Genomic DNA, 11220 nt, shown 5'->3' with positions numbered 1-11220 from the left:
GGAATGATAAATAGTTCCTAAAGTTTATATGATGAGTATGGAAAAAAGACTAAAACAAAAAACTAGAATAATTACATGTGCAATAGTTCTAGGCGCTATACTAATAAGTGGGTGCAATAATACTAATGATAGTAAAAATGAACCATTTGATTATAAAAAATTAGGAGTATCAGAGTATACGTATGAAAATGGCTTTGAATTAAAGCCCGACTTAAGAGCGGCCATTCAAGTTTTGTCATCATATTCTGATTACGATAATTTGATAGTTTCGGATGAAAGATGGCAGGATTTTTTCTTAAGAAACTATATCCAAAGCATGTTTGATGGATATGACTATAAAAAGAAGATTCTAAAAGAACAAGATGGGTTAATGACTAAGACTCAAATTGAGTATATTAATTATTCTTTGACAGGGGAATATGCGATTTTTGATTCCTTAGAAAATGAAAAGATAAACTGTTTGGAATCACAGAACAGTCCACTGGTCGCTTATACTATCACCAACTATGAATATGAAGAGCAAGGCGAAAGTATTGTTCTAAAAGCTGATGCTGATTTCTTTAAAAAAGGGAGCAAAGAGGAAAAGAAATTTGTTATTACAGCAGTGCTGGAAAGAAATCCCTATAGCTGTTTTGATGGATATAGTATTGTGTCAATCAAAACAGAGGATGTTACCGAATACGAACATGGAGACGAGGCAGCTCATAAAGTGAAGGTGTATTTCAGTGGTGATGACTATGTGATGGATAAGGGCCTGGTTGGGGTAGAATATGTTGGTTCGGAGGATGGTGTAGAATATGAAATGCTTATAACAGTACATGTTACTGATGAGCAGATGCAGTATATGTTGGAAAATAAGCATAAAAACTTTGAAATAGCTTATGTTTATGATAAAAATACTTTTTCGCCGGTATCGACTATCACAGCGACTTCAGTTGAATTAGATGAAGCTGAGATTATCAGTAGCGAAAATGTGTTTTTTGACGGAACTAAAACTGTAGATACATATGAAGTGACGGATTTACTTGATGAAGCAGTATCCGAAGTTGAAGTTAAGACCGAGAAAATCGCAGAGTATGATTCGGGAGAAGTATATTCTATCTCAATTGGTTATGAGAGTCCTGAAATAAGCGGGACTGACAAGGGAGATAGATTGAATTTAGGACGTTTCCTTGTGACTAAAGATAATATATATTTGATGTTGGAAGAAAACGGAACACCTTCCGAGGAAGAGTTTTTTAATGACGGAATCGTGGTAGCTTCTGATGATGATTATTCAAAGATAATCGGAGAAGTTTATCAAGTTGAGATTACTCATGAAGATGATAAGTGCATCTTTGCAATGTGGAACACGGCAATCGAAAGCGGTTGGTATTGTCATTATGAATGGGTTAAAGGCCGTGGATTGACATACTACAGATCGGGTTACGGTGCAGGCAGAGATGCAATTGAAATAACAAACTCATGAATGATAAAGGAGAATAAAAATGTCCGCTAAATTAAAGCAGCTTTTGGAGATGGCGAAAGTGTACCGTATACCTAAGAGCAGAGTTATCAGATACATATACTTGCCGGAATTATTATCTTTTTTGAAAGGAAGCAGCAGATGATAATCGAGGTAAAAGACATATCGAAAGCATTTAACGGACAGAAGATCCTTGATGATTTCAATATAAATATTGAGGATGAGCACAGCTATATATTAACCGGAGAGAGCGGCTGTGGAAAGACCACTCTGCTTAGGATCATCCTGGGGCTTGAGACTCCCGATGCAGGAAAAGTGACACTCCTTGGGGATTACAAATACCCGTATATAAATGCAGGAGTGGTGTTCCAAGAGGACAGACTCTGTGATAGCTTTTCTGCAGTGACAAATTGCTCGCTGGTAAGTAAGAAAGTGTTCAAGCAGACGGTTCGAGAAGAGCTGTGCAAGCTTCTTCCTGAGGACAAAGTAGATATACCGGTAAAAGAGCTGACTCCTTCAGAGAGACGCCTTGTATGCATAGTAAGGGCGTGCTGCATCCCAAGTGACGTTCTTATCATGGATGAGCCGTTTGAGGGGCTGTCAGGAGATATACGTGATAAAGCGATATCTTTTGTCAGAGATAAAATGGGATCGGGATCCCTTGTCATAGCGTCACGTGATACGACAGGACTTGAATTTGGAAGGATAGTGACGCTAACAACATAATATTGAACAATATCATTATTAGTGTTATCATACAGTAAAGGTGCTACCGATAGACGGTTAGCCCCGGATTAAATTAAGCAATTATAAAATAACCGCTCAGTCATGGCCGTGACAATGGGCGGTTATTTTTGTGTCTTGGAATCATGCCTTCCAAACATGTAACCAAGACTATAAAAAGTCGCACACAGTGCAAGCACTGCGATGAGGTCACTGATGGAGAAAAGTTTACTGCAGAAGAGGCACAATATGCCATTGATCATTTGGAATAAATATTTAGTAGAGGATTCTTTACTTTGAATTTGTCCAGTTGTATCTATGAGTGATTAAAGATTGAAATATTCTGGTTGACACATCATAAATGAGAGTATAAAATTCTCTTTAAGTAAATAATTATAAACCGTTGAAGCGGAGATAACGGCAATGATGCCAACACAGAGAGCCCGGGGTGCTGAGAGCCGAGCATGAAACAAGTTGTCAAATGGACCGCTGAGGGTGTGGATCAAAAAGCAAGATAGGAAATCTTCTGATTTATCTTACCGAGTATTCCACAACGTAAAGGCATACGTCAGTTGCCGGAGATATGTTGGTATCTCGCTAAGCGCATGGAAACCATGAAATCAAGGTGGCACCGCGGATAAAGTATATTCGTCCTTGATAGAACTATAGTAGTTCTATCAGGGGCTTTTATTTTGCACAAATATAAACGAAAGGAACCAAACCCATGAACATCACACCGTCACTTGAAGAAGTAAAGAAAATCGCAGCAACGCAGAAATATGATGTGATCCCTGTCAGCATGGAAATCTTATCGGACTTCATAACACCGATAGAGACCATGAGGAAGCTTAGGAACGTATCTGAGCACTGCTACATGCTTGAATCTGCACAGGCGGATGAGACTTGGGGACGCTATACATTCCTTGGTTACGATCCAAAGCTAGAGATCACCTGCAAGGACGGCGAGATGCAGATTGGAGGCAAGACTGTAAAGACAGATAAGCCCGCTCAGTACCTTCGCGAGATCATGGCTGAGCACAGGAGCCCAAGATTTGAGAATCTTCCATCCTTCACAGGCGGACTCGTCGGATATTTCGCTTTTGATTACTTCGGATACTGCGAACCTACCGCAAAAAGCAAGGTTGAAGATTCCGATGCATTCAAGGATATAGACCTGATGCTCTTTGACAAAGTGATCGCTTTTGACAACGTAAGACAGAAGATCGTCCTAATCGTAAACATGCAGACAAAGGACGGAGAGAGCGGCTACAACAGAGCGGTTACGGAACTCAGACAGCTTAAGCTTCTTATAGAAAAAGGTGAAAAGAAAAAGGACGACAGCGGAAGACTTACAGGCGATGTGACAGCTCTTTTTTCTGAAAAAGAGTACTGTGAGATGGTCGAAAAAGGAAAGATGCACATCAAGGAAGGCGATATCTTCCAGATAGTTCTTTCAAACAGATTATCGGCACCCTATGAAGGAAGCTTATTAAATGCCTACCGCATGTTCAGAACTATCAATCCTTCGCCTTACATGTTCTACTTCGCGGGAACCGACGTGGAGGTTGCGGGCGCATCACCTGAGACGCTCGTTAAGCTTGAGGACGGCATTCTTCACACCTTCCCTCTTGCGGGAACAAGACCCAGAGGAAAGACTGAGGAAGAAGACAAGGCCCTGGAAAAAGAGCTCCTTGTTGACGAAAAAGAGCTCGCCGAGCACAACATGCTCGTGGACCTTGGAAGAAACGACATCGGAAAGATAAGCGAGTTTGGCTCGGTAGAAGTTGAGAGCCTTCACGATATCCTCAGATTCTCACATGTAATGCACATCGGATCCACAGTGCGAGGAAAGATCAAGGAGGGAAAAGATGCATTTGATGCGATAGATGCGATCCTTCCTGCGGGAACTCTTTCGGGAGCACCCAAGATCAAGGCCTGCAAGCTCATAGGGGAGCTTGAAAACAACAAGCGAGGAATTTACGGCGGAGCGATCGGATACATCGATTTTGCGGGAAATATGGACACATGCATAGCCATAAGACTTGCTTACAAGAAAAACGGAAGAGTCTTTGTAAGAAGCGGTGCCGGAATCGTTGCTGATTCAGATCCGAAAAAGGAATACGCAGAGTGCCTTAATAAAGCCAAGGCTTCACTCAAGGCACTTGAGATGGCACAGGAGGTGGAAGAATGATATTACTCATAGACAATTACGACAGCTTTTCTTATAACCTCTTTCAGTACGTCGGAGAGATAGACCCCGACATAAAAGTCATCCGTAACGATGAGATGACGATCGATGAGATCAGGGCACTTAAGCCCGACAGAATCATCCTTTCACCGGGACCCGGAAGGCCGGAGGATGCAGGGATCATAGTGGAGGTTGCCAAGACTTTGGGAAAAGAGATCCCGACACTTGGTGTGTGCCTCGGCCATCAGGCGATCTGCATGGCATACGGAGCGGTAATCACCTATGCAAAAGAGCTTATGCACGGCAAACAATCGACGGTGACATTCGACAATTCATGCGAGCTTTTCAAAAATTGTCCGAAAGAAGCCAAGGTCGCAAGATATCACTCACTTGCGGCGGATGCAAGCACAATGCCCGATTGTCTTAAGGTTACCGCGGTAACGGACGACGGCGAGATAATGGCGGTAGAGCACAAGGAATATCCCATTTACGGAGTACAGTTTCATCCCGAATCAATCATGACTTTGGATGGTAAAAATATGCTAAGAAGTTTTATTAAAGGAGAATAAGACCATGATCAAAGAAGCAATCGTAAAAATCGTAAACAAAGAAGACCTCACATATGATGAAGCATATGCAGTTATGAATGAGATCATGGGAGGAGAGACAACTCCCACACAGAATGCGGCTTTCCTTGCAGCTCTTTCAACAAAGAGTGCAAAGGCAGAGACCACAGATGAGATCGCAGGCTGTGCAACAGCTATGAGAGAGCATGCAACCAAAGTCGAGACAGATATGGACGTGTTCGAGATCGTAGGAACGGGCGGAGACAACGCACACAGCTTCAATATCTCAACAACATCAGCTATCGTCGCTGCAGCAGGTGGAATGAAGGTTGCCAAGCACGGAAACAGAGCAGCTTCTTCAAAGTGCGGAACAGCAGATTGCCTCGAAGCTCTCGGAGTAAACATCCAGCAGGAGCCCGAGAAATGCATAGAGCTTCTTAAGGAAGCAGGAATGTGCTTCTTCTTTGCTCAGAAGTATCACACATCAATGAAGTATGTAGGACCTATCAGAAAAGAGCTCGGCTTCAGAACAGTGTTCAACATCCTTGGACCTCTTACAAATCCTTGTTCTCCCAAGCTTTTCCTTCTCGGCGTGTACGATGAGTACCTCGTTGAGCCCCTTGCAAGAGTTCTTGTAAGCCTCGGCGTTAAGAGAGGAATGGTCGTTTACGGACAGGACAAGCTCGATGAGATCTCAATGAGCTCACCCACAACAGTTTGCGAGATCAACGACGGATGGTACAAATCATATACTATCAAGCCTTCTGATTTCGGACTTCAGATGTGCAAAAAAGAGGATCTCGTAGGCGGAACTCCTGAAGAAAACGCAGAGATCACTAAGGACATCTTAAAGGGCGTTAAGGGACCTAAGCGTGATGCAGTTCTTATGAACGCAGGTGCGGCTCTTTACATCGGCGGAAAGGCTGATTCCATAAAGGCCGGCGTTGAGCTTGCCGCAGAGCTTATTGATTCAGGCAAGGCACTTGAAACACTCGGCAAAATAATTGAGGTAAGTAACAGATGACAATTCTTGATGAGATAGCCGCATACGCCAAGGAGCGTGTAAAAGAGGCAGAGAAAAAAGTATCTTTGGAAGAGCTTAAGAAAAAAGCTTATGAGCTTCCGAAGGGAGATTTTTCTTTTGAAAAGAGTCTTAAAAAACCCGGAATCTCTTTTATCTGTGAATGCAAAAAGGCTTCACCTTCAAAGGGCGTCATTGCGGAAGAATTCGATTATCTTAATATAGCAAAAGAGTATGATAAGGCGGGAGCCGATTGCATATCGGTATTGACTGAGCCCAAGTGGTTCCTCGGAAAGGATGATTACCTTAAGGAAATAGCGGCAAATGTTTCGATTCCATGCCTTAGAAAAGACTTCACGGTAAGCGAGTATATGATATACGAGGCCAAGCTCCTCGGCGCATCCGCGGTTCTTTTGATCTGTTCCATATTAAGTTCCGAGCAGATAAAAGAGTACCTTGGTATCTGCGATGAGCTTGGATTATCGGCTCTTGTCGAAGCTCATGACGAGGAAGAGGTTAAGGTTGCTGTCGCAGCAGGCGCAAGGATCATCGGTGTAAACAACAGAAATCTCAAGGACTTTACCGTTGATACGGGCAACAGCGCAAAGCTCAGAAGCATTATCCCCGATGATGTGATCTTTGTTTCTGAGAGCGGTGTAAAGTCTGCGGAAGATGTACAAAAGCTTTCCGAGATCGGTGCGGATGCGGTGCTTGTCGGCGAGACGCTTATGAGGGCGGATGATAAGAAGGAAAAGTTAAAAGAGCTTAAATCGAAGCTGGTTTGACTTTGAGGATTATATATGAAGAAAGATGATCACATCCCTAAGATAAAGCTGTGCGGGCTTTCACGCCCAGCAGATATTGAGGCTGCCAATAAGTGTAAGCCCGATTATATAGGCTTTGTCTTTTGGGAAAAGAGTAAGAGAAAAGTTGATAAGGAAAAGGCTAAAGAGCTCAAGGCTTTGCTCGACTGTTCGATAAAAGCGGTTGGAGTTTTCGTCGATGAGAGCATCGATATCATCAAGGATCTTTTGGATGAAGGGATAATCGATATCGCACAGCTCCACGGAAACGAGGATGAGAGCTATATAAAAGAGCTTAAGGCTGTCACGGACAAACCCGTGATACAGGCTTTTCAGATAAAGGACAGAAGTGATATCATAGCTGCTATGGGCAGCAGTGCAGATATGCTTTTGCTCGATTCCGGACAGGGCACCGGAAGCTCTTTTGACTGGGAACTTCTTAAAGAAGCGGATAGGGAGTTCTTCCTTGCGGGAGGTCTTAATCTATCCAATATAGAAGGAGCGCTTGATGCGATAACACCTTTTGCTGTTGACGTAAGCTCCGGTATAGAGACGGACGGCGTCAAGGACAGCCAAAAGATGCAGGAATTTGTAAATATAGTCAGAAACAGGAAATAAGGAAGGAAAAGTCATGACAAATATGAACGGTCGTTTCGGAATACATGGCGGACAGTACATTCCCGAAACACTTATGAATGCGGTGATAGAGCTTGAGAAGGCTTATAACCGGTACAAGAACGATGAGCAGTTTAATAAAGAGCTTCAGACTCTTTTTAACGAATATGCGGGCAGACCTTCAAGACTCTACTATGCCGAGAAGATGACCAAGGACCTCGGAGGAGCCAAGATCTATCTTAAGAGAGAGGATCTTAATCACACAGGTTCTCACAAGATCAACAACGTACTCGGACAGGCGCTTCTTGCCAAGAAGATGGGTAAGACAAGACTTATCGCGGAGACGGGCGCGGGTCAGCACGGCGTCGCAACTGCTACCGCAGCGGCACTTATGGGAATGGAATGTGTCGTTTTTATGGGAAAAGAGGATACGGAGAGACAGGCTCTTAACGTATACAGAATGAGACTTCTGGGCGCTGAAGTAATCCCTGTAACAAGCGGAACTGCAACACTTAAGGATGCTGTATCGGAGGCAATGAGAGAGTGGACTTCAAGAATAGATGATACGCATTACTGCCTTGGCTCCGTTATGGGACCTCATCCGTTCCCCACTATTGTTCGTGACTTCCAGTCCGTTATCTCCAAGGAGATCAAGGAGCAGATCCTTGAAAAAGAGGGAAGGCTTCCCGATGTTGTCATGGCCTGCGTAGGCGGCGGATCCAACGCTATCGGAACCTTCTACAATTTCATCGAAGACAAAGATGTAAGACTTATCGGCTGCGAGGCAGCAGGACGCGGAATCGATACATTTGAGACCGCAGCTACGATCAACACAGGTAAGCTTGGCGTATTCCACGGAATGAAGTCATATTTCTGTCAGGATGAATACGGACAGATCGCACCTGTTTATTCTATATCCGCGGGACTTGATTATCCCGGAATAGGACCTGAGCATGCCAACCTTCACGATACGGGAAGAGCAGAGTATGTCGCTGTTACCGATGATGAAGCTGTTAACGCTTTTGAATATCTTTCAAAGACTGAAGGAATCATCCCCGCTATCGAGTCGGCTCACGCCGTTGCTCATGCAATGAAGATCGCAGGTACTATGGATAAAGACAAGATCATGGTTATCACGATCTCGGGAAGAGGCGACAAGGACTGCGCTGCGATCGCACGTTACAGAGGGGAGGACATCCATGAGTAATATAAAGAAAGCATTTGAAAACGGAAAGGCATTTATCGCATTTATAACTTGCGGAGATCCCGACCTTGAGACAACCAAGAAAGCGGTAATAGAGGCTTGCAATAACGGAGCGGATCTTATAGAGCTCGGAATTCCTTTCTCCGATCCCACAGCGGAAGGTCCCGTTATTCAGGGCGCCAACGTAAGGGCTCTTGCAGGCGGCGTTACTACAGATAAGATCTTTGACCTGGTGATCGATCTTAGAAAAGAAGTTTCGACTCCCATGGTATTTATGACATACGTTAACGTTGTCTTTTCCTACGGCGCGGAGCGCTTTATAAGTAAGTGCAAGGAAATAGGAATTGACGGACTGATCTTACCCGATCTTCCGTTTGAGGAAAAGGATGAGTTTGAGCCTGTTTGTGAGAAGTATGACGTTGATCTCATTTCACTCATTGCACCTACTTCTGAGAACAGGATAGCTATGATAGCCAAGGAAGCGAAGGGCTTTATATACATCGTTTCAAGCCTTGGCGTAACCGGAACAAGATCGGAGATCAAGACTGATCTTGAATCCATAGTTAAGGTTGTAAGAGAGAACACTGATGTTCCCTGTGCGATCGGCTTTGGAATATCGACTCCCGAGCAGGCTGCCAAGATGTCAGCCGTTTCGGACGGCGCTATCGTAGGTTCCGCGATAGTAAAGCTTCTTGAAAAGTACGGAAAAGATGCTCCCAAGTATGTTGGAGAGTATGTACATTCCATGAAAGCAGCTATGTAAATTTGTTTTATATTAAATTTAGAATTAGAGAGGAAGACTCCGCTTTTTTTTCGCGGAGTCTTTTGTTATCATTAAAAATGTAGGTTACATGAATGGGAGATGAAAAGCGTATGGTTAAGACTTTACTTAAAGAACTTAAAGAATACAAGCTGGTATCCGTTTTGACGCCGCTTTGCATGATAGGAGAAGTTGCGGCGGAGATGATAATACCTAAACTCATGGGTAAGATCGTTGATAACGGTATATACGGCGGAAATATGATCTACATCTTCAAGGTAGGTTTAATGATGCTTGTCATAGCATTGTTTGGACTTGCAGCCGGAATAGGAGGCGCATATTACGGTTCAAAGGCATCTACGGGATTAGCCAAGAATCTCAGAAAGGCCATGTTTGACAACATTCAGACCTTTTCTTTTTCAAATATAGACAAATTCTCTACATCGGGACTTGTAACAAGACTTACGACCGATGTCACCAATATTCAGAATGCATACATGATGATACTTAGAATGGCGATGAGAGCGCCCGCAACTGTTGTCTTTGCGATGATCATGTCATTTATCATAAGCCCCAGGCTTGCATCGATATATCTTGTTGCGGTCATTATCCTTGCTTTTTTCATGGTGATCATTATGAGCAAGGCTACCGTTTATTTCAAAGAGGTTTTTGAAAAGTACGACAGTCTTAATGAGAGCGTTCAGGAGAATGTATCTGCGATAAGAGTTGTTAAAGCATATGTTCGTGAGGACTATGAAAACGATAAATTCAAAAAGGCAGCAGGCAATATCTACAACATGTTTGTAAGAGCCGAGATGAACATTATCAAGATGGGTCCCATGATGACAGCTACGGTTTATGCATGCATCCTTCTTATCAGCTGGGTGGGTGCGCATATGATCGTCGGAGGAAGCCTTTCTACAGGCGACCTTATGGGTCTTCTGGCCTATTGCATGAATATCCTTATGAGCATGATGTTCCTCGCGATCATCTTTGTAATGCTTACAATGGCACAGGCGAGCGGAAATCGTATTGCCGAAGTAATCGAGGAAAAGACTGATATAACAAACAAAGAAAAAGCTATAAATAGAGTAGTGGACGGAAGTATCGTCTTTGATCACGTTATTTTTGCATATAACAAGGACTCCGAAGAGCCTGTTTTAAAAGATATCAATCTTGAGATTCATTCGGGTGAAACCATAGGAATCATCGGAGGAACAGGTTCTGCGAAATCTTCGCTTGTTAATCTTATCAGCCGCCTGTACGATGTCACCGGGGGTGCAGTCACAGTCGGCGGAGTTGATGTAAGAGACTACGATCTTGAAACGCTTAGGGATCAGGTTTCCGTAGTGCTTCAAAAGAACGTTCTTTTCTCCGGAACAATACTTGAGAACCTCAGGTGGGGCGATAAGAACGCAACAAAAGAGGATTGCATAAGAGTCTGCAAGATTGCCTGTGCAGATGAATTTATAGAAAAAATGCCTGACGGATACGACACTGTGATAGAGCAGGGCGGAACCAATGTTTCGGGCGGCCAGAGGCAGAGACTTTGTATAGCAAGAGCGCTTCTTAAAAAGCCGAAGATCCTTATTCTTGATGATTCTACGAGCGCAGTTGATACGGCGACCGATGCCAAGATAAGAAAGGCCTTCGCGGAAGAGATTCCGGGTACGACCAAGCTTATCATTGCACAGAGAATTGCATCTGTTCAGGATTGTGACAGGATAATAGTTATGGACGACGGACAGGTCAGCGGATTCGGAACGCATGAAGAGCTCCTTGAGAGCAACACTATTTACAGAGAAGTCTATGAGTCACAGACGGGCGCAAGCGCCGACGCAGACTTCGATAAGCAGGCTTAAGGAGGATTTTGTT

At 43.7% G+C, this 11220-nt stretch carries 12 protein-coding genes; all 12 read left to right on the top strand.

The genetic code is table 11. From position 1 onward, the window contains the following. The first annotated feature begins 37 nt into the window (after window positions 1-37). Window positions 38-1468 (top strand): hypothetical protein, encoded by a 1431-nt coding sequence (locus D6853_RS10220; protein ID WP_147367741.1) that lies wholly within the window; start codon window positions 38-40, stop codon window positions 1466-1468. A 19-nt stretch (window positions 1469-1487) separates the two neighbouring features. Beyond that, on the top strand, window positions 1488-1610 hold the full coding sequence (locus D6853_RS15550) for a hypothetical protein (protein WP_256372403.1): 123 nt from the start codon (window positions 1488-1490) through the stop codon (window positions 1608-1610). Then, window positions 1607-2191, top strand: coding sequence for an ABC transporter ATP-binding protein (locus tag D6853_RS10210; protein WP_120657895.1), 585 nt, complete (start codon window positions 1607-1609; stop codon window positions 2189-2191). Before D6853_RS15550 ends, D6853_RS10210 begins: the two co-directional genes overlap by 4 nt. A 143-nt stretch (window positions 2192-2334) precedes the next feature. Further along, window positions 2335-2460, top strand: a complete 126-nt coding sequence (locus D6853_RS15645) for an Ltp family lipoprotein (protein ID WP_147367739.1) — start codon at window positions 2335-2337, stop codon at window positions 2458-2460. Between the two features lie 452 nt (window positions 2461-2912). After that, entirely contained in the window at window positions 2913-4379 is a 1467-nt protein-coding gene (gene trpE / locus D6853_RS10200; protein ID WP_120657893.1) for an anthranilate synthase component I, read from the top strand. Then, the gene (locus tag D6853_RS10195; protein WP_120657892.1) at window positions 4376-4945 is read left to right on the top strand and encodes an anthranilate synthase component II; all 570 of its coding nucleotides are present in this window, start codon (window positions 4376-4378) and stop codon (window positions 4943-4945) included. Before trpE ends, D6853_RS10195 begins: the two co-directional genes overlap by 4 nt. Window positions 4946-4949: 4 nt before the next feature. Beyond that, window positions 4950-5966 carry an anthranilate phosphoribosyltransferase gene (gene trpD, locus D6853_RS10190; RefSeq protein WP_120657891.1) on the top strand — a complete coding sequence of 339 codons (1017 nt, stop codon included), beginning with the start codon at window positions 4950-4952 and terminating at the stop codon, window positions 5964-5966. Next, window positions 5963-6748, top strand: a complete 786-nt coding sequence (trpC, locus tag D6853_RS10185) for an indole-3-glycerol phosphate synthase TrpC (RefSeq protein ID WP_120657890.1) — start codon at window positions 5963-5965, stop codon at window positions 6746-6748. The genes trpD and trpC overlap by 4 nt, the downstream gene beginning before the upstream one ends. 15 nt (window positions 6749-6763) lie before the next feature. Next, window positions 6764-7384 carry a phosphoribosylanthranilate isomerase gene (locus tag D6853_RS10180; RefSeq protein WP_330542108.1) on the top strand — a complete coding sequence of 207 codons (621 nt, stop codon included), beginning with the start codon at window positions 6764-6766 and terminating at the stop codon, window positions 7382-7384. Window positions 7385-7397: 13 nt separating this feature from the next. Beyond that, window positions 7398-8588 (top strand): tryptophan synthase subunit beta, encoded by a 1191-nt coding sequence (trpB, locus tag D6853_RS10175; protein ID WP_120657889.1) that lies wholly within the window; start codon window positions 7398-7400, stop codon window positions 8586-8588. After that, complete coding sequence (gene trpA / locus D6853_RS10170; protein WP_120657888.1) at window positions 8581-9348, top strand: tryptophan synthase subunit alpha; 768 nt, start codon at window positions 8581-8583, stop codon at window positions 9346-9348. The genes trpB and trpA overlap by 8 nt, the downstream gene beginning before the upstream one ends. Window positions 9349-9458: 110 nt before the next feature. Continuing rightward, entirely contained in the window at window positions 9459-11207 is a 1749-nt protein-coding gene (locus D6853_RS10165; RefSeq protein WP_120657919.1) for an ABC transporter ATP-binding protein, read from the top strand. Window positions 11208-11220 lie beyond the last annotated feature (13 nt).

It is taken from the genome of Butyrivibrio sp. X503 (assembly GCF_003625475.1).
Taxonomy (GTDB): Bacteria; Bacillota; Clostridia; order Lachnospirales; family Lachnospiraceae; genus Butyrivibrio.
Note: the sequence above shows the minus strand (reverse complement) of the source record. Positions and strands in the feature narration are given on the sequence as shown.

Excerpts from the sequence above, each read along its gene's own strand:
- D6853_RS10220 (WP_147367741.1), top strand. The coding sequence starts at position 38 with ATGGAAAAAAGACTAAAACAAAAAACTAGAATAATTACATGTGCAATA.
- D6853_RS15550 (WP_256372403.1), top strand. The coding sequence starts at position 1,488 with ATGTCCGCTAAATTAAAGCAGCTTTTGGAGATGGCGAAAGTGTACCGT.
- D6853_RS10210 (WP_120657895.1), top strand. The coding sequence starts at position 1,607 with ATGATAATCGAGGTAAAAGACATATCGAAAGCATTTAACGGACAGAAG.
- D6853_RS15645 (WP_147367739.1), top strand. The coding sequence starts at position 2,335 with ATGCCTTCCAAACATGTAACCAAGACTATAAAAAGTCGCACACAGTGC.
- trpE (WP_120657893.1), top strand. The coding sequence starts at position 2,913 with ATGAACATCACACCGTCACTTGAAGAAGTAAAGAAAATCGCAGCAACG.
- D6853_RS10195 (WP_120657892.1), top strand. The coding sequence starts at position 4,376 with ATGATATTACTCATAGACAATTACGACAGCTTTTCTTATAACCTCTTT.
- trpD (WP_120657891.1), top strand. The coding sequence starts at position 4,950 with ATGATCAAAGAAGCAATCGTAAAAATCGTAAACAAAGAAGACCTCACA.
- trpC (WP_120657890.1), top strand. The coding sequence starts at position 5,963 with ATGACAATTCTTGATGAGATAGCCGCATACGCCAAGGAGCGTGTAAAA.
- D6853_RS10180 (WP_330542108.1), top strand. The coding sequence starts at position 6,764 with ATGAAGAAAGATGATCACATCCCTAAGATAAAGCTGTGCGGGCTTTCA.
- trpB (WP_120657889.1), top strand. The coding sequence starts at position 7,398 with ATGACAAATATGAACGGTCGTTTCGGAATACATGGCGGACAGTACATT.
- trpA (WP_120657888.1), top strand. The coding sequence starts at position 8,581 with ATGAGTAATATAAAGAAAGCATTTGAAAACGGAAAGGCATTTATCGCA.
- D6853_RS10165 (WP_120657919.1), top strand. The coding sequence starts at position 9,459 with ATGGTTAAGACTTTACTTAAAGAACTTAAAGAATACAAGCTGGTATCC.